The 20,881-nt window shown below is 56.0% G+C and carries 24 protein-coding genes; 12 read left to right on the top strand and 12 right to left on the bottom strand.

Translation table 11 applies throughout. The annotated features are described in order from the left end of the window. Positions 1-90 precede the first annotated feature (90 nt). Together ureC and QN378_RS02695 are read left to right on the top strand one after the other, a co-directional pair. A complete protein-coding gene (gene ureC, locus QN378_RS02700; protein WP_322206599.1) occupies positions 91-1,791 on the top strand; it encodes an urease subunit alpha in 1,701 nt (566 codons plus the stop codon). A gap of 163 nt (positions 1,792-1,954) precedes the next feature. Further along, a complete protein-coding gene (locus QN378_RS02695) occupies positions 1,955-3,079 on the top strand; it encodes a HAMP domain-containing sensor histidine kinase (protein WP_322206598.1) in 1,125 nt (374 codons plus the stop codon). Between the two features lie 150 nt (positions 3,080-3,229). On the opposite strand, the gene QN378_RS02690 is transcribed toward QN378_RS02695, so the two are convergent. Next, positions 3,230-3,535 carry a chaperone modulator CbpM gene (locus QN378_RS02690; protein WP_322206597.1) on the bottom strand — a complete coding sequence of 102 codons (306 nt, stop codon included), beginning with the start codon at positions 3,533-3,535 and terminating at the stop codon, positions 3,230-3,232. 2 nt (positions 3,536-3,537) lie between these two features. Then, positions 3,538-4,482 (bottom strand): curved DNA-binding protein, encoded by a 945-nt coding sequence (cbpA, locus tag QN378_RS02685; RefSeq protein ID WP_322206596.1) that lies wholly within the window; start codon positions 4,480-4,482, stop codon positions 3,538-3,540. 169 nt (positions 4,483-4,651) lie between these two features. Here cbpA and QN378_RS02680 point away from each other — a divergent pair, with 169 nt between their 5' ends. Next, positions 4,652-5,917, top strand: coding sequence for an Hsp70 family protein (locus QN378_RS02680; RefSeq protein ID WP_322206595.1), 1,266 nt, complete (start codon positions 4,652-4,654; stop codon positions 5,915-5,917). Between the two features lie 159 nt (positions 5,918-6,076). Here QN378_RS02680 and QN378_RS02675 read toward each other — a convergent pair whose 3' ends face one another. From QN378_RS02675 to QN378_RS02665, 3 genes are all read right to left on the bottom strand, one after another. Then, positions 6,077-7,087, bottom strand: coding sequence for a hypothetical protein (locus QN378_RS02675; RefSeq protein ID WP_323550899.1), 1,011 nt, complete (start codon positions 7,085-7,087; stop codon positions 6,077-6,079). A 98-nt stretch (positions 7,088-7,185) separates the two neighbouring features. Continuing rightward, positions 7,186-7,485 carry a PsiF family protein gene (locus tag QN378_RS02670; RefSeq protein ID WP_322206593.1) on the bottom strand — a complete coding sequence of 100 codons (300 nt, stop codon included), beginning with the start codon at positions 7,483-7,485 and terminating at the stop codon, positions 7,186-7,188. A 94-nt stretch (positions 7,486-7,579) separates the two neighbouring features. After that, entirely contained in the window at positions 7,580-8,365 is a 786-nt protein-coding gene (locus QN378_RS02665; RefSeq protein WP_322206592.1) for a helix-turn-helix transcriptional regulator, read from the bottom strand. A gap of 94 nt (positions 8,366-8,459) precedes the next feature. On the opposite strand from QN378_RS02665, the gene QN378_RS02660 reads away from it, so the two are divergent. Further along, entirely contained in the window at positions 8,460-9,347 is an 888-nt protein-coding gene (locus QN378_RS02660) for a DMT family transporter (RefSeq protein WP_322206995.1), read from the top strand. Here the strand turns inward: QN378_RS02660 and QN378_RS02655 are convergent. Further along, a complete protein-coding gene (locus tag QN378_RS02655) occupies positions 9,342-10,232 on the bottom strand; it encodes a triacylglycerol lipase (RefSeq protein WP_323550900.1) in 891 nt (296 codons plus the stop codon). The genes QN378_RS02660 and QN378_RS02655 overlap by 6 nt on opposite strands. A 151-nt stretch (positions 10,233-10,383) precedes the next feature. Between QN378_RS02655 and osmE the strand changes: the two genes are divergently transcribed. Further along, entirely contained in the window at positions 10,384-10,719 is a 336-nt protein-coding gene (gene osmE / locus QN378_RS02650; RefSeq protein WP_322206590.1) for an osmotically-inducible lipoprotein OsmE, read from the top strand. A gap of 200 nt (positions 10,720-10,919) precedes the next feature. Further along, positions 10,920-11,453: a ferritin-like domain-containing protein gene (locus tag QN378_RS02645; RefSeq protein WP_322206589.1), complete on the top strand. Its 534-nt coding sequence runs from the start codon at positions 10,920-10,922 to the stop codon at positions 11,451-11,453. Between the two features lie 186 nt (positions 11,454-11,639). On the opposite strand, the gene QN378_RS02640 is transcribed toward QN378_RS02645, so the two are convergent. The 5 genes from QN378_RS02640 to QN378_RS02620 form a co-directional block, all read right to left on the bottom strand. Then, the gene (locus QN378_RS02640) at positions 11,640-11,903 is read right to left on the bottom strand and encodes a bacteriocin immunity protein (RefSeq protein ID WP_322206588.1); all 264 of its coding nucleotides are present in this window, start codon (positions 11,901-11,903) and stop codon (positions 11,640-11,642) included. Next, the gene (locus tag QN378_RS02635) at positions 11,903-12,070 is read right to left on the bottom strand and encodes a bacteriocin immunity protein (RefSeq protein WP_322206994.1); all 168 of its coding nucleotides are present in this window, start codon (positions 12,068-12,070) and stop codon (positions 11,903-11,905) included. Before QN378_RS02635 ends, QN378_RS02640 begins: the two co-directional genes overlap by 1 nt. Before the next feature lie 97 nt (positions 12,071-12,167). Next, positions 12,168-12,428, bottom strand: a complete 261-nt coding sequence (locus QN378_RS02630; protein WP_322206587.1) for a bacteriocin immunity protein — start codon at positions 12,426-12,428, stop codon at positions 12,168-12,170. Beyond that, positions 12,428-13,021 carry a colicin gene (locus QN378_RS02625; protein WP_322206586.1) on the bottom strand — a complete coding sequence of 198 codons (594 nt, stop codon included), beginning with the start codon at positions 13,019-13,021 and terminating at the stop codon, positions 12,428-12,430. Before QN378_RS02625 ends, QN378_RS02630 begins: the two co-directional genes overlap by 1 nt. A gap of 177 nt (positions 13,022-13,198) precedes the next feature. After that, positions 13,199-15,265, bottom strand: coding sequence for an AsmA family protein (locus QN378_RS02620; RefSeq protein ID WP_322206585.1), 2,067 nt, complete (start codon positions 15,263-15,265; stop codon positions 13,199-13,201). A 361-nt stretch (positions 15,266-15,626) separates the two neighbouring features. Between QN378_RS02620 and QN378_RS02615 the strand changes: the two genes are divergently transcribed. The 6 genes from QN378_RS02615 to QN378_RS02590 all read left to right on the top strand — a co-directional run bounded on the left by QN378_RS02615 (position 15,627) and on the right by QN378_RS02590 (position 19,978). Further along, positions 15,627-15,896 carry a hypothetical protein gene (locus QN378_RS02615; protein ID WP_322206584.1) on the top strand — a complete coding sequence of 90 codons (270 nt, stop codon included), beginning with the start codon at positions 15,627-15,629 and terminating at the stop codon, positions 15,894-15,896. Positions 15,897-16,017: 121 nt separating this feature from the next. After that, on the top strand, positions 16,018-16,650 hold the full coding sequence (locus QN378_RS02610) for a TetR family transcriptional regulator (protein ID WP_322206583.1): 633 nt from the start codon (positions 16,018-16,020) through the stop codon (positions 16,648-16,650). A 150-nt stretch (positions 16,651-16,800) separates the two neighbouring features. After that, a complete protein-coding gene (gene ureE, locus QN378_RS02605) occupies positions 16,801-17,301 on the top strand; it encodes an urease accessory protein UreE (RefSeq protein WP_322206582.1) in 501 nt (166 codons plus the stop codon). After that, a complete protein-coding gene (locus tag QN378_RS02600) occupies positions 17,298-17,972 on the top strand; it encodes an urease accessory protein UreF (protein WP_322206581.1) in 675 nt (224 codons plus the stop codon). The genes ureE and QN378_RS02600 overlap by 4 nt, the downstream gene beginning before the upstream one ends. 65 nt (positions 17,973-18,037) lie before the next feature. Continuing rightward, a complete protein-coding gene (gene ureG / locus QN378_RS02595) occupies positions 18,038-18,655 on the top strand; it encodes an urease accessory protein UreG (protein WP_322167416.1) in 618 nt (205 codons plus the stop codon). A 186-nt stretch (positions 18,656-18,841) separates the two neighbouring features. Further along, positions 18,842-19,978 (top strand): AGE family epimerase/isomerase, encoded by a 1,137-nt coding sequence (locus tag QN378_RS02590; protein ID WP_322206580.1) that lies wholly within the window; start codon positions 18,842-18,844, stop codon positions 19,976-19,978. 103 nt (positions 19,979-20,081) lie between these two features. Here QN378_RS02590 and QN378_RS02585 read toward each other — a convergent pair whose 3' ends face one another. Continuing rightward, positions 20,082-20,846 (bottom strand): SDR family oxidoreductase, encoded by a 765-nt coding sequence (locus QN378_RS02585; protein WP_322206579.1) that lies wholly within the window; start codon positions 20,844-20,846, stop codon positions 20,082-20,084. Positions 20,847-20,881: the final 35 nt, after the last annotated feature.

Genomic DNA, 20,881 nt, shown 5'->3' with positions numbered 1-20,881 from the left:
GATTCAAAAGCAGCCTGATTTTGAATTTGATTTTACCTGCGGCTCGTAGCTTACAGCTCGCCGCTCTGCCCGCTATTCGAGGAACGAGAAATGAAGATCAGCCGACACGCCTACGCCGACATGTTCGGTCCTACCGTCGGCGACCGCGTGCGGTTGGCCGACACCGAGCTATGGATTGAGGTCGAGCAAGACTTCACCGTCTATGGCGAAGAAGTGAAGTTCGGCGGCGGCAAGGTTATTCGTGACGGCATGGGCCAAGGCCAAATGATGGCCGCAGAGGTAGTCGACACGCTGATCACCAACGCGTTGATCATCGATCACTGGGGTATCGTCAAGGCCGATGTCGGCCTGAAGAATGGCCGCATCGCCGCCATCGGCAAGGCCGGAAATCCAGACATCCAGCCCGGTGTGACCATCGCCATCGGCGCGGCCACCGAAGTCATTGCGGGGGAAGGCATGATCCTGACCGCTGGCGGCGTCGACACCCACATCCACTTCATCTGCCCGCAGCAAATCGAAGAAGCGCTGATGAGCGGCGTTACCACCATGATCGGCGGCGGCACCGGTCCAGCCACTGGCACTAACGCCACCACCGTGACACCGGGCCCTTGGCATTTGGCGCGCATGCTTCAATCCGCCGATGCGTTCCCCATGAACATCGGCTTCACCGGCAAAGGCAACGTCAGCCTGCCGGGACCGCTGATTGAACAGGTCAAGGCCGGCGCCATTGGTTTGAAGTTGCACGAAGATTGGGGCACCACCCCCGCCGCCATCGACAACTGCCTGAACGTGGCCGATCAATACGATGTGCAGGTGGCGATCCACACCGACACGCTAAACGAGTCCGGTTTCGTCGAAACCACGTTAGCCGCGTTCAAGGGCCGTACGATTCACACCTACCACACCGAAGGTGCGGGCGGCGGGCATGCCCCAGACATCATCAAGGCCTGCGGTTTGCCGAACGTGCTTCCCAGCTCAACCAACCCCACGCGACCGTTCACCCGCAACACCATCGACGAACACCTGGACATGTTGATGGTTTGCCATCATCTGGACCCGAGCATTGCCGAAGACGTGGCCTTCGCTGAAAGTCGTATCCGCCGCGAAACCATCGCCGCCGAAGACATCCTGCACGATCTGGGCGCGTTTTCCATGATCAGTTCCGACAGTCAGGCTATGGGCCGGGTCGGCGAAGTGATCATGCGCACCTGGCAGACCGCCGACAAAATGAAGAAGCAGCGCGGCCAATTGCCAGAAGACGGCCCCGGCAACGACAACTTCCGCGCCAAACGCTACATCGCCAAATACACCATCAACCCTGCAATTACTCACGGCATTAGCCATGAAGTGGGTTCCATTGAAGTGGGCAAGTGGGCAGACCTGGTGCTGTGGCGCCCGGCGTTTTTCGGAGTAAAGCCGAGCTTGATACTCAAGGGGGGTGCCATCGCCGCCAGCTTGATGGGCGATGCCAACGCGTCCATCCCCACCCCGCAACCAGTCCACTACCGCCCAATGTTCGCCAGCTACGGCGGCTCGCTGCACGCCACCAGCCTGACATTCATCAGCCAGGCCGCAATGGATGCCGGTATTCCGGAATCCCTGGGTTTGAAAAAAACCATTAGCGTGGTTAAGGGATGTCGAAATGTGCGGAAGTCAGACCTGATCCATAATCATTACCTGCCCACTATTGATGTGGACCCGCAGACCTATCAGGTCAAGGCCGACGGCGTATTGTTGTGGTGTGAACCCGCTGAAGTTTTACCGATGGCGCAACGCTACTTTTTGTTCTGATCGGCGGATGACCAAGGAGCCAACGAGTCAGAGATGGGCCGTGTCTGATACACCCCACCGACCCTCTCGCCAAGGGTTGGCTCCTAAACGCAGATTTTTTCACACTCGGCAAAAGAGCTACTATGCGACCCCGTTCATCGTATCTGCCAGCAGGTAACCTTTCATGCGCCTTTCTCAGTTCATCGTCCTGAACGTGGACCGAATAGTCGACGAGTGGGAAAAATTCGCGAAAACTATCCAACCGGCGGCAGACAACATGGGCCGTGAATCCCTACGTGATCACGCCAAAGCGATCCTTCTGGCGTCTGCCAGAGACATGAACACCACCCAAACCAACCTTGAGCAGACGGCAAAATCCAGAGGTGAAGGGCCGGAAAAATCCCCAACGCTGGACCAGGCCGCCGCCAGCCACGGTGAGTTGCGGCATACCGTGGGCTTCGATTTGGTGCAAATGACCTCCGAGTTTCGTCATTTGCGTGCCAGCGTCATTCGCCTGTGGGTTAGCAGCTTGAAGTCGCCGGACCTGACATATTTTCAGGACATGATTCGTTTTAACGAAGCCATCGACGAGGCGCTGGCCGAATCGACTGCCGCCTATGCCGAGCAAGTCGGACGATCAAGGGATATCTTTCTGGCAATCCTGGGCCATGACCTTCGCGCGCCATTGCAGGCAGTCAGTATGTCCACCGAGCTGCTGATCCGTAAGGTTGGCCTGGACGATGCTGCACTGTCCTACATAGCGCGCATTAAAGGTGGCACGCGACACATGGGAGCGATGGTCAAGGATTTGCTCGAGTTCGTTCGCAGTCGCTTGGGTGCAAGCCTGCCGATTCAGCGTAAACCCATGGAGTTGGCCAGTGCCTGCCGCGAGGCCATTGAGGAAGCTTGTGCCGGGCAGCCCGAGTGCGACCCTACGTTTGACGTCAGTGGTGACACCCATGGCGAATGGGATCGTGGACGCATCGATCAGCTGTTGCAGAATCTGATCGGCAATGCACTTCAGCACGGTTCTAACAATCATAAGATCCGGCTGACATTGAGCGCAGACGAAACCAGCGTGACGCTGGTGATGCAAAATTTCGGCGAGCCGATTGCAGAGGACGCGATGGGCACCCTCTTCGATCCGCTGGTACGCAGCGCCAGCGAAGAGCTGGGACATCCATCAACCAGCCTTGGATTGGGGTTGTTCATCGTCAAGGAAGTGGTCAGTGCGCACAACGGCTGTATTACGGTGACGTCGAACCGGGATGACGGGACGACGTTTACCGTGGTATTGCCCAAGAGTTAGGTCGCGTAGAACCAAAACCTGTGGGCGTCGATTTGCCGACGAAGGCGTGAGTACAGACAGCACAGGTTCAGCGGTGAGTACACTGGCGGCTTCGCACGCAAGCCTGCTCCCACAGGATTTCGGCACATCGCATGATGTCTGGACTAAAAATCAATCCAGCAAAAACCGCCCCAGCCTTTGTTTGAGCATGAAGTTTTCAGCCCGTAAGCGTTCAACTTGACTCAACAGGTCAAGCGCCAAGGCCACGCCGTCCCATTCAAGCTCCAGATCATGCTGCAACTTGATGGCCTGTCGGGCGACGGCCAGGGCATGGGCGTCGAACAACCAATCATCGGGGCGCTGCCCCTGAGGTTCGAGGATGCCGTGTTCGACAATTTCGATCACGAAGGCGGCCGGCATCTCGGTCACCTGACAGAATTCCTTCATATCCAGCTCTACGATCAGGGTGCTGCTCATGATCAGTTACTCCATTGGGCTCTCGGATCGAATGCGGCGGTATCGGCCAGGCTCTGCCAAAGTGCTTTGGCGGCCTCGTCGGTGGTTTTCGGCATCACGACCTTTAACTGCGCATACAAATCGCCGCGCTGACCTTGCTTGTCGAGCAAGCCATTGCCTTTGACGCGCAGGCGTTGGCCGCTCTGGCTGTCGGGACGAATGGTCAGATTGATCTTCCCGGTGAGGGTCGGCACCGCCACTTTAGTACCCAGCGCGGCTTCCCACGGTGCCAATGGCACGGTGATGATCAAGTCATGTCCTTCAACATCGAACATCGGGTGCGGCGCAAAACGGATGATCAGGTATAAATCGCCATTTTCGCCGCCGCCAACACCCGGTGCGCCCTGTCCTTTGAGGCGAATACGCTCGCCGTCAGCAACACCGGCGGGGATTTTCACGTTCAGGGTTTTGGTGATATCTGCCATTCGCTGACCATCAGCGCCATGTTGGGCCACCTTGAAACTGACTTGTTTGGACTCGTTAGACAGGGTCTCTTCGAGAAAGATCGGTAATTCCATTTCTACATCCTGTCCACGACGACCCGCGCTACGCGGGCGACCTTGCTGTGCCCGACCACCAAAGATCGAACTGAAAAAATCCGAGAAATCGCCAGCGTCCTCACCGTAGCCGCCACTGGGCGCACCGCTACGGTTCTGCCAGCCCGGCGGCCCCTGAAACGGCCGACCCTGCTGGCCATACTTGCGCAGCTCTTCATATTCGGCGCGCTTCTCCGGGCTTTTGAGTACCTCATAAGCCTCGGAAGCTTCTTTGAATTTTTCCTCTGCACCCTTTTCTTTACTGACGTCAGGGTGATACTTGCGTGCCAACTTGCGGTACGCGACCTTGATCGCTTTGTCGTCCGCAGTCGGTTCCACCCCAAGAATCTTGTAGTAGTCTTTGAAGTCCATGTAACGGTCACCATCCCCAATTATCCAGCGCAGCCTCAAAAGGCCCATGCTCAGCGCGTAGCATGCTCTTTTTCGGATTTAACTGCACCTAAACGACGTTTCACCCTACGCATCTGTGGTGGGCTGACATACACTGCGCGGCCGTTTTTTTGACTGGAACATGAAGCACATGAAAAACGAATCTCCAGCCCGTGCCTGCGGTATCGACTTCGGCACGTCCAATTCCACTGTTGGCTGGCTACGGCCGGGCATGGAATCGCTCATCGCGCTGGAGGACGGCAAAATCACCCTGCCGTCGGTGGTGTTCTTCAATATGGAAGAGCGTCGTCCCGTGTATGGCCGCCTGGCGTTGCACGAGTATTTGGAAGGCTACGAAGGCCGCCTGATGCGCTCGCTGAAAAGCCTGCTCGGTTCCAAGCTGATCAAACACGACACCAGCGTGCTGGGCACAGCCATGCCGTTCAAGGACTTGCTGGGGTTGTTCATTGGCCAACTGAAACAACGTGCAGAAATCACCGCCGACCGTCCCTTCGACGAAGTGGTGCTGGGTCGCCCGGTGCACTTTGTCGATGACGACGCCGCTGCCGATCAGGAAGCCGAAGACACTCTGGTGGAAGTCGCGCACAAAATTGGCTTCAAGGAAGTGTCGTTTCAGTACGAGCCTATTGCAGCGGCGTTCGACTATGAGTCGACCATCGAACGTGAAGAGCTGGTGCTGATCGTCGATATAGGCGGCGGTACATCGGACTTCTCCCTGGTGCGCTTGGCGCCGGAGCGTCGCTTTGTCGCTGATCGGCATGACGACATTCTCGCCACCGGCGGTGTTCACATCGGCGGGACCGACTTCGACAAGCAACTCAGCCTTCAGGGCGTAATGCCCCTGTTCGGCTACGGCAGCCGGATGAAAAGTCAGGCGTACATGCCGACCAGCCACCACATGAACCTGGCGACCTGGCACACGATCAACGCGGTGTATTCCCAGAAATCGCAAATCGCCTTGGCCAGCATGCGCTACGACATCGTCGACACGGGCGGTATTGATCGCCTGTTCAAGCTGATCGAGCAGCGCGCCGGACATTGGTTGGCGATGGAAGTGGAAGAAACCAAGATCCAGTTGACCCATGAAGAAAGCCGCCATGTACCGCTGGACCGCATACAACCGGGCTTGAGCGTCGAACTGAGCCGCGCATTGTTTGAGTCGGCCATTGAGGCGCTGCTGACCCGCGTACGCAACAGCGTATCGAAGTTGCTGAACGATGCCGGCGTAAGTGTCGACTTGGTGGACACGGTGTTTTTTACCGGGGGTTCAAGCGGGATTCCAGCGTTGCGCAACAGCGTCTCGGCGATGCTGCCCCATGCCCGCCATGTAGAAGGCAACATCTTTGGCAGCATCGGCAGCGGCTTGGCGATTGAAGCCAAAAAGCGTTACGGCTAAGTTGATTCGGTCCCACAGTGACAGACTGGATGTGGATTGCCTGGAGATCCGTGGGACCGAATTTATTCGGGAATGGATTTCACATCTAACTCATCAGCGTCTGATATGACGCCTTCCCGAATGAATTCGGTCCCACAGGGTGACGTGTGTGTGGCCGTGTTAAACCAACCCTGCCCGACGCAACTCACTTTTCAAATATGCATAGTAAATCGGCCCCGCCACCACGCCTGGCAAGCCGAAGGCTGCTTCGAAGATCAGCATCGCCAGCAACAATTCCCATGACTTGGCGCTGATTTGGCCGCCAACGATCCGTGCGTTAAGAAAATACTCAAGCTTGTGGATGACAATCAGATAACCCAACGCCGCGATGGCAACCCAAATCGACAACGACAAGCCGACGATGAAGATCAGCGTGTTGGACATCAGATTGCCCACCACCGGCAACAAGCCAAGCAGGAAGGTCAGGATGATCAAGGTTTTGGTGAGCGGTAGGTGAATCCCGCACAGCGGCAACACGATAGCGAGGAAGACCGAGGTGAATGCAGTATTGAGCAGAGCAATCTTGATCTGGGCAAACACAATATTGCGAAACGCTTCGTTGAGCAGGTCCAGACGTTCGAACAGCGCGGCCGACAAGGGCTTGCGTTTATGTCCGACAACCACTCGCTGCAACGCGACGATTGCACCCAGCACCATACCGATCAGCAGCGTGACAAAGGTATGCGCAGCGCCTTTGCCCAACAACTGCAAATCGCCCACATGCTTGGTCATCCAGGCGCCTAGCGAGATGCGGAACTCGTCAGCGCTAGCAGGTAGATAGCTGTCGATGAAGGGTGGCAACTGACCGCGGGCGCGATCAACTACCGTCATGAATTTACCCAATGACGCGCCTGGATTTTCGGCTTCATGCAGGAAAAAGCTGATGGCACTGGCAAACAGCAACGTCAGCACACTGACCACCAACGTACCCAACAGCGCCACGGCTAACCAACGTGCACGCTCGCCGGCAATCAGCAATTGCAGCTTCGGGGTGAGCATGTTGACCAGCTGAAAAACCAGCAGCCCAGCCAGCAGACTCGGCAGAAGTTTGAGCGGTATAGCCGCCAGTAACCCGACACACACAATGATCAAACTGGCCAACAACACATGACGCGGGGAAAACGTTGGCATGACAGCCTCAAAAACGAACGGCGCGAAAAGGTGGGCAGTCTGCCAGCGTTCCGAGTTGAGGACCAGTGCTCAAAAGGGCGCTGCCGACGATCAACCGATCACTTCTTCAGGCAGGTGCTCATGAACGCTTTGCGCGCATCTCCTTTCAAGGTTTTTGCCTGGGGGTCGGCGTTGCAGTCTTTCATCTTCTGCTGCTGCGCCGTTACAGGCTTGACGGCCGCCGCTGGCGCGGCTTTGAGGCAATTACTCATAAACGCTTTTCGTGCATCGCCGGTGAGAGTTTTTGCCTGAGGATCGGCATTGCAGGTAGTCATTTTGCTCTGCTGCGCGGTCTCGGCAAATCCTTGTGCGCACATCAACAAACCCATCACCAATAAAGGAACACGTAGCATTTTCATGGAGTTATATCCTGATGACCCACGCCGATCAGCGTGGCTTCGCTCAAGTGTAGCCAAGGCTGAGAGATACGTTACGGGATGTAATTGGCTGCTCTCAGGCTTTTTTGGCTTGCCGCCGATACTGTTCAGGCGAGCAACCGGCCTGGCGCTGAAACATCGAGATAAACGCCGAAGCGCTGCTGTAGCCCATGTCATAACCGATTTCCTGCACGCTGCGACGGCCCTCCAGCGCTTCAATAGCTTTCAGAAATCTCAAGCGCTGGCGCCAGTCACCAAAGCTCATGCCTAACTCACGCACGCATTGCCGCGCCAGCGTTCGCTCGCTGACATGCACTTGATTGGCCCACTCGACCAAGGGTCGGTTATTGCCCGGCTCAGCCTGTAAAGCTTGAAGTACCGACGCCAAACCAGGGCTATGCGCATAAGGCAGGTAACGCGTTTGCACCGGCGCTACACGCAACTGATCCACGATAACCTGCGCCAGCCGCTGGTCGGCTTCGCTTTGGGGGATCTTCACGTCACGATCAGCAAAGTCGTTGAGGATCGCCTTGAGAACGTCGCTGATCACCAAGGTGCAGGGTTCGTCCGGCATGTGGGCGCTGTGTTCGAGGGAAAGATAGACCGAGCGGTAAGTAACGGCCTCGCGGTTGTAACAGCTGTGCTCAGCCCGCGGCGCAATCCACACAGCATATTGCGGCGGCGACATAAAGCGCTGCCCAGCGATCTCGATTTCCATCACCCCGTGCTTTACAAAGTTGAGCTGCCCCCAAGCATGGCTATGGGGCGCGCTGTGGGTGTCGGCCCCGAACTCGTCGTGCCTTAGGTAAACAGGGCAAGGCAGGCCGGAAAAATCGGGAATGCTCAGGAGTTTGGGTTTCATACTGTCTGCCGCTGGGTGAAAATTGTCCGAAACGGAGTATAGCCATCGAGACAGACAGACGGATAATTCAGCCTCATTTACGTGGGAGACTCCCATCCAATACCTATTTCCATTGCTGACAATCGTTATCTGGTCAGCCAACAATGTGGTCAACAAACTCACAGTGGGGGTGATCTTTCCAGCCGAGATCGGCTTTTACCGCTGGTTGCTGGCGGGTATTTTGTTTACCCCATTTTTGCTAAGGCCGGTTATCAAGAATTGGGACTTGATCAAACTCAACCTGAAAAAAATCTTCGTGCTGGGCGTGCTGGGCATGGCGGTTTACCAAAGCCTGGCGTACTTCGCCGCGTCGATGACCACCGCCACCAACATGGGCATCATTTTGTCGTTGATGCCGATGATCGCTCTGGGGTTGTCAATTACAACCCTGGGCACTCGCCTAACAACCGGTGCCTTGGTAGGCGCAGTGCTGTCGTTCAGTGGAGTAACAGTGGTGGTATCGGCCGGCAGCCTTACCGCCTTGATGGAACGGGGCCTGAACCTGGGCGACGCAATGATCCTGATCGCCACGTTCGCTTACGCGGTTTACAGCACGCTCTTGAAAAAATGGCAGATGCGTCTGCCACCTCTGCAATTGTTGTATTTGCAGATTTGGGTCGCCGTGGCGGTTTTGTTTCCCATGTTTATGTTGTCGCCTAAGGCCGGGCTTAACCCAAGTAATATTCCGCTGATTTTGTACGCGTGCATCCCGACCTCAATGCTCGCTCCGCTGCTGTGGATGCATTCTATTCATCGCCTGGGCCCAAGTCGCACCTCCATGTTTCTCAACCTGATGCCACTCACGACGGCGCTGATCGCCTCGGCCGTGCTGGGCGAGCATCTGGCCTCCTATCACTTGATCGGCGGCGCATTAACCTTGTTCGGCGTGGTGCTGGCGGAACGCTGGACTACACCGCTGGGCCTGGCACAAAAAGCGTTATAGGCCCGCTGCTTTAAGGCGCTTGGCATGTTCGGTAAACAGGCGCACTGGTTCTGCGCCCTTACCCACTAGGCCCAACGACTGATTGACGATGTCAAAGTGGTCGAGGGGGTAATCGTCGCCAACGACGGTGCCCAAGTGCGAGCTGAAGCGCCCGACCATGCCGTCGCACTGCCCGACTTCGCGGGTAAAAGTACGGGCAAACAGACGGCAACTGCGATTTGTCCCGTCGATCCGATTGAACCCACCGTCGGTGAGCCCCGGTTGCAACGTGCCGGACCAAGAGTAATAACGCACGCCATTGACCAACTCCGGCCCCTGCCCGCCCCACGTTTGCGGTAATCCTTGTGGGTAGCGGCTGTTAAACAACGCCACGCCGGTAGTGGTCAGCGATTGATGCGATGCGTCGATGTCTACTGGAAACCTGGGGCCGTGATAGCCGGTTTCCAACAACGCCATCAACCACGCCAACAGCCGCAGCGCAATGTTGAGCAAACGCCCCCTGGGAGTACCGGCGGGGAAACTTCGCTCCAGATAGTCGGCTAACTCCGATCCATGATTGGGCCCCGCCACACTGGTGACGGACGCCACAAGATCCGGGCGCTTAGCGGCGGCGTAACGAATGGTCAAGGCGCCCTGGCTGTGGCCGATCAAATTGACCTTGGCCGCCCCTGTTTCCAGCAGAATCTTTTCGATCTGCTGCAATAATTGTTCGCCGCGCACCTCGCTGGAGTTGATCGAGGACACCAAGACCGGGAACACCTTTGCGCCGCCGCGACGCAAGGTCGTCACGATGCCGTACCAGTAGGGGTACAGCACCAAACGAACGAACCCCAGCAACCCTGGAACCATGATCAACGGATAGCGCGTAGCAAATTTTTGCGTCATGGCACGGTCCTTTTGCATGAGGGTGGCGATTCAACCTTAGCCAACAATATCGGCTGATGCCTGAACGCCATCTTTAAATCGAACTCTCTCTACCTTCCGTCGCTCAAAGCTTCATCGGGCCGACCATGGCCCAGTCATCAGGAGCCTTCCCATGTACAAACAAACCTTGGCAACCTTAAGCGTTCTTGCCGTTCTGGCGGGTTGTTCGACCACCACCCAAAACCCGGTGGATTTCGTCACTTATCGCAACGAGCCGTTGGTCAAGCAAGTTGAAAAAGGCATGAACGAACAACAGGTTCTGACGATTGGCGGTGAACCGTCTTCCCGACAGCACCGCAAAGCCCATCCCGGTAGCTGCAACAATTACGTGCTTAACCACGAAGGCAGCAAACAAACCTATTACGTGGCGTTCGACGGCAATGGCAAGGTCGACAGCAAAGGCTTCATGACCTGCGACCAGCGCGAGGCAAACGAACGCGCCATGTAAGACCCGCGCCTGCGGTGCTCCAAACAAAAAGCCTGACGCCGCGCGCCTCGGGCTTTTGTGTTTTTCTGTCGGGCCTGCGATAAAACTTTCTCGCGCCTCATCACTCACAACTAGGTACCGATCATGCCGGAGCGACCGTTGATCCTTGACGGGCGGCTTATAGAGCGAGACGGAAACCGGATCAGCCCTGGAGATGAATGATGAGCGATGTGCAGCAATTAACCGATGTAAATACCCTGCGCCAACGCGCGCGTCAGAACGTGGAAAACGGTGCCGTGACCGAGGGCTACAGCGCTAACCGCGAAGAAGTGGTTCGTTTGCTCAACGCATCGTTGGCCACTGAGCTGGTCTGCGTCCTGCGTTACAAACGCCACTACTACATGGCCACCGGCCTGAAAGCGCACGTGGCCGCCGAAGAGTTTCTGGAACATGCGGGGCAAGAAAACGAACACGCCGACCTGCTCGCCGAGCGCATCGTACAACTGGGCGGCGAACCAGAATTTAACCCGGACCTGCTGTCGAAAAACTCCCACGCGCAATACGTTGCTGGAAGCACGCTGAAAGAGATGGTCTACGAAGACTTGGTCGCCGAGCGAATCGCCATCGACAGCTACCGCGAAATCATCCAATACATCGGCGATCAAGATCCGACATCACGACGGATCTTCGAAACTATATTGGCGCAAGAAGAAGAACACGCCGATGACATGGCCGATCTTTTGAAAGATATGTAAGTCGTTTGAAGCGACGCCCAGTTGGTTTTCGCTGATCGAAAATAACTGGGCGTTTTTTGTGTTTGGGATAGTGCCTTCGGCCGACTCAGAAAGACGATTTAAAACTTGGTAATCCGTGAGCTGAGCACCACGTATGGATACTCAGAAAGCACGTTCTTGAGTTCCACCCACACCTCCGAAAAGAGATTAAAAGGCCGGTTTGAATCCGGGCAGACCGTTTTCCTCGCGCCATTTTTTTACGGTCTCAGTGATACCCACTGGTGTGCATTCTTCGTCAGACTCCGGGTAGTAAATCAAATCCATACCGGCGGGGTGCCCGGTCAGTTGTTCAAATTGGCGCAGTAACTCATTTAAACGAACGTCATTTCTGTCCGCATTATTCTCTTCGAAAATTGTTTCCACGAACTTCATAAACTGAAACTCGGTGTAATCCGAGAGGCTATTTTTCATCAGAAAGCCGACTTGAGACCTGGTACGCCATTGGCCAGGCACCACGTCTGAATCTCTTGAACGACACCTTCCGGCGACTCATCTGCACCTGGCTGCGGGTAATACAAAAGGTCTGACCCGGCAGGGTGAGGGAGCAATTTTGTTGAAATGGAATAACAACTCGGCATGTCAACTTTCTGTTTCAACATCCTCAATCGCTTTTATCAGCTCTTTAAACTGATATTCGGTGTAGTCAGACAGTCCGTTTTTAACATTCATATGGTGTCAAAAAGGCGGTTTAAAACCTGGCAACCCATTGGATAAGCACCACGTTTGGATACTCCGGACGACCCCTTCAGCGGAGCTATCTGCACCCTCTTCAGGGTAGTAAATCAAGTCGGAGCCTCCAGCGTCTGCTGCCAAGCTGTTGAGATGGACGATCAACTGAGCTTGAAAGTCCTCGGACCCCTCACAGTCCTTTATTGCTTGAATCACCTTCGCGAACTGGTATTCGGTGTATTCAGAAAGTGCGCTTTTGAGATCCATCACTGTGTCTTCTTATGAATGCTTATGTGGTTTTTAGGAGTGTTGATTCGTAGATTATCAGCGTCATAGACCGCACCACCATCAGTAACTCGCACTTGGTGGTGAAGCTCGAAAGAGAATCTTTTTCCTGCCTGATCCCTAATGCGGGCTGCTGGCGCCAAGCCTCTCGTAAGCCTTTTAATGTTGTCTGGGTTGAACTGCTCACTCAACTCCAAATCATTCCCCACTTCAATCCAAAACGCCTTCCTGAACATATCGAAGCTGGAGAACTCGCGATCCCTGAGTTTGTCTGCAATTCGGGTGGGTACGGGAACGCCCAGCCCTACACTTGCTCCGGCAAGCCAAATGCCAGTCACATCTTCGCCTATTCCAGTGGCTACACCCGGCGCACCACGCAGATTCAATGATAGGTAAATCGGCGAAAATTCCGGCCTGCTTGGGAACCAAATAATCGCGTCTTGATAATCGGGTGGGTGCGCCGGGTGCGAGTACATTTTCTCGGCATCTTCGGCCACTGGAAAGACGTACACGCCCCCTAACTGCGGGGAGCCCTCCAGGGCGGGAATGCCCAGCACCCATTTCCTTTCACTCACTGACGAAGCTCCCTGAAATCAAGGTGCGACGTTAATGTTTTCGCGGTGAATAATCTTTAGGACGAGTCAGAATCTGTCGTTCAACTAATAATCAATCGGTCTTATCAAATAAGGTATAACCCATTGAACAAATATAAATGTGCAGCGCCAAAATTCGTGGGACCGAATCGCTTTGACCTACTTCACCGTTTTCGGCGCTTTGCCGGCTTTCATCTGCTCCAACAACGGTGCGCATTGGTTGGGTTCTCCGCCACTCGGAGCCACCAGAGCCAACAACCCGGCAGCAGGTCCAATGACCGCGCCGAGCAGCACCATGCCCGCGCCACGCAGGATCAATGGGCCGGACTGTACGCCCGCGTCGGGTTTGCCGAAGGTGCCGCGCACGTATAGCGGCGAGCGCAGGGAGAACACGCGGAAGCCTTTGGATTCTGGATTGATCTTGAGGTCCAGTTGCTCGCTGCTGAAGTTTGCGGTGCCGTTGATGTAGACGATGGCGTTTTCAGTGTCGAAGACAAACAGTTTGGTGGTTGCCAAGCCGTCCTTGATGCCCATGTCAGCAGCGGCGCAATTGATCTTCACTTCCTTATCGCCAAACATTTTGCCGACCACATAGTTGCCGACGTTGAGTCCGGCGATTTCCATCAAGCTGCGGCTGATGGCGCCGTCGTTGACCAGCATCTTCACTTCGCCATTGGACGCGCCTAGCAGCGCCGAGACCGAATTGCCTTTGCCACTAATGTCCGCATCGCCATTCAACTCACCAAAGCTGGTTTTCATTGGCTCAAAGGTCGGGAATAGCTGCTTGAGTTTGAAGTTGCGGGCAGTGATTTTTGCCCGCCCCTGAAGGGGTGTAGAGCGGCCGTCCAGCCGGATGTCGGCATCCAGCTTGCCACCTGCTACGCCAAAGCGCAGAGGTTGCAGGTTGAGTCGGCCGTCGTCGAGTACGACGTGGGTGTACAGATCGGTGAATGGCAAGCTGGTGCTCTGGACGATTTTCTTGCCTGTGAACTCAACGTCGGCATCCATGACCCGCCAACGATCGGTGTGGAACTCTTCGACCGGTAGCACTTTGCCCTCTGGCTGTTTGCTGTCTCCACCGCGTTTTTTCTGCGCGGCGTTGGAGTCAGCACCAATCAAGGGCGCCAGGTCAGTGAACAGCAACTGCTCGGACACCAGCGCACCTGTCAACTTCGGGCGCGGTTGGCTGGCAACGTAGCCAAGATCGCCGTGGATATCACTGCTGCCGATCTTGCCATTGAAGCCCTCATAGCGGAACGACGCTCCAGCGGCATCGTGCAACTTCGCGATCAGGTGACCGTCGGTTGAATACGCCGGTGAGTCCGGCAAGTTAACCCCCGTCAATGGGTACAGATTGCCCAAACTGCTGCCCGCCAGCTTCAGGCGTAAATCCAGCGCGCCGAGGTTTTCAGGGTCAGTCAACGTGCCAGCCAACACAATTCGGGTGTCGGCGATTTGCACATCAGCCTGAACCGGAAACGGCTGTGCGGCATCTTTGAGCGCCAGCAAGCCGCCGACTTTGCCGTTGCCGCTGAGTTTTTGATCGTGGTATTGGCCTTTAACGGTCAAGGCGAAGGCGTAGTCCTGCGGCGCGGTGCCTTTGTCCTGCGCTTTCTTCGCTTCGCTAGTGCCGACAATGTCGCTAAACGGGATGGGTTTGCCTAATGGATCGATCACTAGGTCCAGCTGTGTTTTCAGGCTTTGGTCATTGAGGCTGACCAACCCTTTGTCGAATTTAATCGCGCCGATGTCCAGCACCCATTTCGACGGTTCGGCGTTAGGGTCGGCCTTAGGTAAATCAAACGTCCAATTGGCGCGGCCATCGGCCAAACGCTCAAGCTTCGCGTCCGGCGCGGTCAGGTCAATCCTGGGGATAACCACTTGGTGTAGCAGCAGTGGCAACGGCGCCAGGCGGAATTCGACCCGTTTAAGGGTGACCATCTGCGGATTTTTCGACCAGTCGGGATTACCCAAGGTCAGGTCTTCGGCGACGAAGTGCGGCCATGGCAACCAACCCCGCCAGCCGCCCTGATCAGGTTCACGCTGCCACAGCACTGCGAGGTTACCGTTGATCGCAAAGGGCCGATGCAGGGCGTCAGAGACTTTCTCGTTAAGCGTGGGTTTGATTCGATTCCAGTCAAACGTGACGATCACAATGGCCAGAATGGCCACCAGCAGCACAAGGATAATGCCCGTCCAGTTCACAATTTTACGGCGACGCGTCATTACATGACTCTCCAGATGTCTTCTACTTCCTGCCAGCGATGGCGCATCTGCCCTAAGCGTAGACGGTTCGACTATTTAGAGCTTTGTCCTTCGACTGGAAAAAGCGCCGCAGGTTTTGACCCGGATGAAAATAAGCTGAAATGAGCCGGTAACCTATTAGATAGACGCTCTCGGTACGGGCAAAAAAATCGAAAATCCCCAAAACAGAGCGAAAAAATTAGCACAGGCCTCAGCGCCCAAGGGCTGTGACGACGAATCAATTTCATCGATTATTAGAATCATTTTTACGAACTTTCATATCGACATCTCGGGAGTAAGATGCGCGCCTCAAAGTTTTAATGCCCTCGCGTGGAGCACTCTTATGAAACACCCACTGCTGCTGAGCCTGACCCTTTCGTTGATTGCGTCCTGCGCTTTTGCGATGCCCGTCAGCGAACAGGCAGTCTCCGCTCAGGCCAAACCGGTCTTGGCAGCTACCTTTAATACACTGGCTGAAGGCGATTCAGATCACGCCAACAAACAGAGTGGCCGCATCGCCGATACCGGCACAGGTCGTTTGATTCAGCAATACCAGCGTGTGGCTGAAGGTGGTTCTGATCGTTTGCTCGAACAGCATCGCCGCCAGAGCTGATTTGACGGCATGTCCACAAACCCGGCTAATTGCCGGGTTTGTGCTTTTCAGCCTTTGCTTCACGCAACTACAGCGCATTTGTTAAAGTGCCGCGCAGTCCCCTCTCAGATATCACCCGCCCATGCTGCCGCGTGCCGAACAGAAACAACAAACCCGTCATGCCTTGCTCGACGCGGCTCATAGTTTGATGGCGAGCGGCCGGGGATTTGGCAGCCTGAGCCTGCGTGAAGTCGCGAAAACCGCCGGTATCGTACCGACCGGGTTCTACCGTCACTTCGAAGACATGGACCAACTGGGCTTGGCGCTGGTCTGTGAAGTGGGCCAGACCTTTCGTAAAACCATTCGTTTGGTGCGTCACAACAAATCCGTTGTGGGCGGCATCATCGAAGGCTCGGTGAAAATATTTTTGGAGGTGGTGGCCGCCAACCGTTCGCAATTTCTGTTTCTGGCCCGCGAACAATATGGTGGCTCGCTGCAAGTGCGCCAAGCCTTGGGTGCCTTGCGCGAAGGTATCAGCGCTGATTTGGCCGCCGACTTGGCATTGATGCCCAAATTACAGCACCTGGACGCTGACGATTTATCGGTAATGGCTGACCTGGTGGTGAAAAGCGTGTTTGCCATGCTCCCGGAATTGATAGACCCTCCCGCAGAAACCCTCGCCGATCACCTCACCCCTCGCGCCAAAATCACTCAGCAATTGCGCTTTATCTTTATCGGCGCCAACCACTGGCAAGGGCTTGGCAGCACCGAGTGACCCCTACCGGTGCACCCCAATAATCAAAGCCCCCACTTGATGCATTCCATTACTCTGTGTTTAAGCGCCATCGCCGTGTGTAGGCGCATTCCTATATTGGCAAGACCCTTGCTCTAACTACTCCATCGAAATCTAGCTGGAAGCATGCTGATGCTGGTGATTCACCGAAGAATCGATTCTCAAGCTGACTGGGCTGCCGAACTGCATTTGAACTTCGAGGCGCGCAGCAAAAGCCGCCTGCGTTGCGTCAGTGCCGAAGGCGAAGACGTCGGGCTGTTCCTGGAGCGTGGTCAACCACCATTGCGTGATGGCGAATACCTGCAAGCGGAGGACGGCCGTATCGTTCGCGTTTGCGCACGCCCCGAACAGTTGATGCACGTCACCTGTACGAATGCCTATGAACTAACCCGTGCGGCGTATCACTTGGGCAACCGACACGTCGCGTTGCAAGTGGGCGACGGTTGGCTGCGCTTGCTGGACGATTACGTGCTCAAAGCCATGCTTGATCAACTGGGTGCCACCACCGAAGCCATCGAAGCGCCCTTTCACCCTGAACACGGTGCGTATGGTGGTGGCCATCATCACTCTCGGCCCGGTGAAGAAGATTTCAATTACCCACCGCGCCTGCATCAATTCGGCGTGCGCACGTGAACAACGCGTGGGCGCTGCTGCGCTTGGCCAGTCCGCAATTGCCGATTGGTGGTTACAGCTACTCGCAAGGTCTGGAAATGGCAGTCGAGAACGCACTGGTCAATGACACCCGCAGCGCCGGACGCTGGATCGGCGATCAACTGCTGTTAAATCTGGCCCGTTTTGAAGCACCGTTGTTACTAGCGCATTGCACAGCGGCGGCCGAGGAAGACTGGCCGCAACTGCTGCAACTGAGTCAGGAACACCGCGCCAGCCGGGAAACCCGTGAGTTGTTTCAGGAAAGCCGGCAGATGGGTTACTCCCTGCACCAATTGCTCAGCGGCTTACCAGAACTGGACGCCCCCGCACGAACCTTTTTCGAGCAATTGCCTGAGCCGCATTTCGCTTTGGGCTGGGCGCTGGCTGCCCGTGCGTGGGGGATTAGCCCGCAGGACGCCTTGGCCGCCTGGTTGTGGAGCTGGCTGGAAAACCAATTGGCGGTGTTGATGAAGACCTTGCCGCTGGGCCAGCAAGCCGCGCAACGCTTGACCAGCGAGTTACTGCCGCTGCTGCAACAGGCGCAGCAGCAGGCTACGAACATAGACCCCGAACACTACGGCAGCGCTGCATTTGGTTTGTCATTGGCGAGCATGGCCCATGAACGTCAATACAGTCGCCTGTTTAGATCCTGATCTTTTTTATACAGCGCCTTGCTCAACAATTACTTGAGAGCCGTTACCGCTCACTGGAGAACGTTATGAACAGCCAACCTCTGCGTATTGGCATCGGTGGCCCGGTCGGGTCCGGCAAGACAGCCCTGACCCTCGCGCTGTGCCTGGCCCTGCGTGACCGCTACAACCTGGCCGTGGTCACCAACGACATCTACACCCGCGAAGACGCTGATTTTCTGGTGCGCAACGAAGCCTTGGCGCCGGAACGGATTATCGGCGTTGAAACCGGTGGCTGCCCGCACACGGCGATTCGCGAGGACGCCTCGATCAATCTCGAAGCGGTAGACCAATTGAACCGGCGCTTTCCGGGGCTGGATGTGATCATTGTTGAATCGGGCGGTGACAACTTATCCGCGACGTTTAGCCCTGAACTGTCGGACCTGACGATCTATGTGATCGATGTGTCTGCCGGTGACAAGCTACCGCGCAAGGGTGGGCCAGGCATTTGTAAATCCGATTTGCTGGTGATCAATAAAGTCGACTTGGCACCCCTGGTGGGTGCCTCGCTGGAAATGATGGACCGCGACACCAAGAAGATGCGCGGTGAAAAGCCGTTCGTGTTCAGCAATCAAAAAACCGGTCTTGGGCTGGAACAAATCATCGCGTTCATTGAGCGCCAAGGCTTGCTGACTGAAGCGGCTTGATTGCCTCTGTGGGAGCGAATTCATTCGCGAAGGCCACGACGCGGTATTGCTGACAAACCGCGTCGCCCGCTTCCCGAATAAATTCGGTCCTACAGAAGTATCTGCGGCCCCGCAGCAACTTGTTAGCGAGCCGTTTCACCATTGCGTTACCATGTCGCGCAAACGCCCTTGCCGTGACGCCAGCCGATGCCCGATGTTTCCAGCTCCGCCTCCCAGTCTGAACTGACTGCCGTTTTCGCCGCCATCCAGCTGCATTTCAAGCAGGTCATCGTGCCGCTTTGGCTGGGCCCTGGCTGGAATCCGCAACTGGCGTTGCCGTATGAGGCGGTCGACGCTAATCATCAGCCGTTGGCGCCTCAGCGCTATCGCGCGATGGCCTGTGCACGCCAGCTGTATTTGTTTTCCAGCCTGATTGATCAACCTTCTGTGCCCGAAGCCAAACTGCGTGCGGCCGCGCTGTTTCGGTCCTTGCAACAGCATTTCCACGACGCCGAACACGGCGGCTGGTTTTACAGCATCGACCCACAAGGCAAGCCGCTGGATCAGCGCAAAGACCTGTACACCCACGCCTTCATCATCTTTGCCTGCGCCCACTATTGGGCCAAAGTACGCGAGCCATTGGTGGAGTCGGTACTCAACGCTGCACTGACGGTAGTAGCCGAACGTTTTGCCGATGGCACAGGCTTGTATGAAGCGAGTCTTGGTCAGGACTGGTCCTCGCTAGACAGCGGCCCGTTGCAAAATCCACTGATGCACTTGGCCGAAGCCTTTCTGGCGACCGTGTCGGTCCGTGAAGACGCAGCCACGCAAGCCGCCCTGACGCAGTTGGTGAATGCCATGCAAATTCGTTTCGTTGATCCGCTACACGGCGTGATGCTGGAAAAGCCGCTGGGTGCTGTGGATAACTGGTTCGAACCCGGTCATCAATTTGAATGGTTCTTTTTGTTGGAGTCGTCGCCACTTCTGCAGGACAGTCTGTTGCATAGGTCATTGACCCGAGCGTTTGACTACACCGAGCAACGCGGCATCGACCCAATGACTGGCGCGGTTAAAGCAATGCTGGATGTGGAAGGCACTGTGCGCGACGGCACCCAACGTATTTGGGCACAGGCGGAATACCTGCGAGCATTGGCGTTGCGCCCTGACAGTGGTGCGGCAGTGGCTCGGCAGTTGAACGCGTTGCAACAGCGCTTTCTGCACGCGACGGGCTGGAACGAATGTCTGGACGCCCAAGGCAACGTCAGCCGCAGCGATATGCCATCGACCACGCCCTACCATCTGGCGACCTGCTATAGCGGGTTGGCTGGGTATTTCAACCGCTGAAAACCTTCGCGAATGAATTCGCTCCCACAGGGGGGCTGTTTACGGATACAAAACTCTGTAGGACCGAATTTATTCGGGAAGCGGGCGACTCGGTGTCGCTGACTCAGCCGCGCGTGCGGTCAATCGCAAAGCCGGCCCAAGTCTGGCTGACCGGCATCAATTCCAGGCTGTTGACGTTGACGTGCGCCGGGGTGTTCATCAGCCAGAAAATCGTGTCGGCGATGTCTTGCGGCTGGATGGCTTCGGCACCCGCGTACGTCGCGTCATAACGCTCTTTGTCGCCCGCAAAACGCACCAGCGAGAACTCGCTTTCGCACAGGCCCGGCTCAAGGTTGGTCACCCGCACGCCTGTACCAATCAAATCGCAGCGCAGGTTCAACGAGAACTGCTTAACGAACGCTTTGGTCGCGCCATAGACGTGGCTGCCCGGATACGCGTAGTTACCGGCGATTGAACCCAAATTGATAATCGCCGCACCGCGACCGTGAGCAATCAAGCGCGGCAGCAGCAAGCGGGTGGTGTACATCAGGCCTTTAACGTTGGTATCGACCATGGTGTCCCAGTCGTCCAGATCGCATTTCGGCGCAGGATCAACACCCAAGGCCAGACCAGCATTGTTGATTAATCCGCGAATGGTCGAGAACTCTGCCGGCAAACCGGCGATAGCGTTCTCCATGGCCGCACGGTCGCGCACATCCACTACCAGGCCGTGGACCTTGGTCTGTTTCGACAATTCAGCGCACAACACATTCAGACGCTCTTCACGGCGACCCGTCAGCACAAGCGACCAGCCTGCTTCGGCAAATTTACGGGCGCAGGCTTCGCCGAAGCCGGAAGTGGCACCGGTAATGAATACAGTAGACGTCATTTCTTTCTCCTGATGCGGCGCTAAAGCAGCACAGC

It is taken from the genome of Pseudomonas sp. 10S5, assembly GCF_035019745.1.
GTDB lineage: Bacteria > Pseudomonadota > Gammaproteobacteria > Pseudomonadales > Pseudomonadaceae > Aquipseudomonas.
This window is presented reverse-complemented; position numbering and strand designations above follow the sequence as displayed.

What these genes read in the sequence shown, in the direction of transcription:
- ureC (WP_322206599.1), top strand. Translation starts at nt 91, where the DNA reads ATGAAGATCAGCCGACACGCCTACGCCGACATGTTCGGTCCTACCGTC.
- QN378_RS02695 (WP_322206598.1), top strand. Translation starts at nt 1,955, where the DNA reads ATGCGCCTTTCTCAGTTCATCGTCCTGAACGTGGACCGAATAGTCGAC.
- QN378_RS02690 (WP_322206597.1), bottom strand. Translation starts at nt 3,535, where the DNA reads ATGAGCAGCACCCTGATCGTAGAGCTGGATATGAAGGAATTCTGTCAG.
- cbpA (WP_322206596.1), bottom strand. Translation starts at nt 4,482, where the DNA reads ATGGACTTCAAAGACTACTACAAGATTCTTGGGGTGGAACCGACTGCG.
- QN378_RS02680 (WP_322206595.1), top strand. Translation starts at nt 4,652, where the DNA reads ATGAAAAACGAATCTCCAGCCCGTGCCTGCGGTATCGACTTCGGCACG.
- QN378_RS02675 (WP_323550899.1), bottom strand. Translation starts at nt 7,087, where the DNA reads ATGCCAACGTTTTCCCCGCGTCATGTGTTGTTGGCCAGTTTGATCATT.
- QN378_RS02670 (WP_322206593.1), bottom strand. Translation starts at nt 7,485, where the DNA reads ATGAAAATGCTACGTGTTCCTTTATTGGTGATGGGTTTGTTGATGTGC.
- QN378_RS02665 (WP_322206592.1), bottom strand. Translation starts at nt 8,365, where the DNA reads ATGAAACCCAAACTCCTGAGCATTCCCGATTTTTCCGGCCTGCCTTGC.
- QN378_RS02655 (WP_323550900.1), bottom strand. Translation starts at nt 10,232, where the DNA reads ATGACGCAAAAATTTGCTACGCGCTATCCGTTGATCATGGTTCCAGGG.
- osmE (WP_322206590.1), top strand. Translation starts at nt 10,384, where the DNA reads ATGTACAAACAAACCTTGGCAACCTTAAGCGTTCTTGCCGTTCTGGCG.
- QN378_RS02645 (WP_322206589.1), top strand. Translation starts at nt 10,920, where the DNA reads ATGAGCGATGTGCAGCAATTAACCGATGTAAATACCCTGCGCCAACGC.
- QN378_RS02640 (WP_322206588.1), bottom strand. Translation starts at nt 11,903, where the DNA reads ATGAAAAATAGCCTCTCGGATTACACCGAGTTTCAGTTTATGAAGTTC.
- QN378_RS02635 (WP_322206994.1), bottom strand. Translation starts at nt 12,070, where the DNA reads ATGCCGAGTTGTTATTCCATTTCAACAAAATTGCTCCCTCACCCTGCC.
- QN378_RS02630 (WP_322206587.1), bottom strand. Translation starts at nt 12,428, where the DNA reads ATGGATCTCAAAAGCGCACTTTCTGAATACACCGAATACCAGTTCGCG.
- QN378_RS02620 (WP_322206585.1), bottom strand. Translation starts at nt 15,265, where the DNA reads ATGACGCGTCGCCGTAAAATTGTGAACTGGACGGGCATTATCCTTGTG.
- QN378_RS02615 (WP_322206584.1), top strand. Translation starts at nt 15,627, where the DNA reads ATGAAACACCCACTGCTGCTGAGCCTGACCCTTTCGTTGATTGCGTCC.
- QN378_RS02610 (WP_322206583.1), top strand. Translation starts at nt 16,018, where the DNA reads ATGCTGCCGCGTGCCGAACAGAAACAACAAACCCGTCATGCCTTGCTC.
- ureE (WP_322206582.1), top strand. Translation starts at nt 16,801, where the DNA reads ATGCTGGTGATTCACCGAAGAATCGATTCTCAAGCTGACTGGGCTGCC.
- ureG (WP_322167416.1), top strand. Translation starts at nt 18,038, where the DNA reads ATGAACAGCCAACCTCTGCGTATTGGCATCGGTGGCCCGGTCGGGTCC.
- QN378_RS02590 (WP_322206580.1), top strand. Translation starts at nt 18,842, where the DNA reads ATGCCCGATGTTTCCAGCTCCGCCTCCCAGTCTGAACTGACTGCCGTT.
- QN378_RS02585 (WP_322206579.1), bottom strand. Translation starts at nt 20,846, where the DNA reads ATGACGTCTACTGTATTCATTACCGGTGCCACTTCCGGCTTCGGCGAA.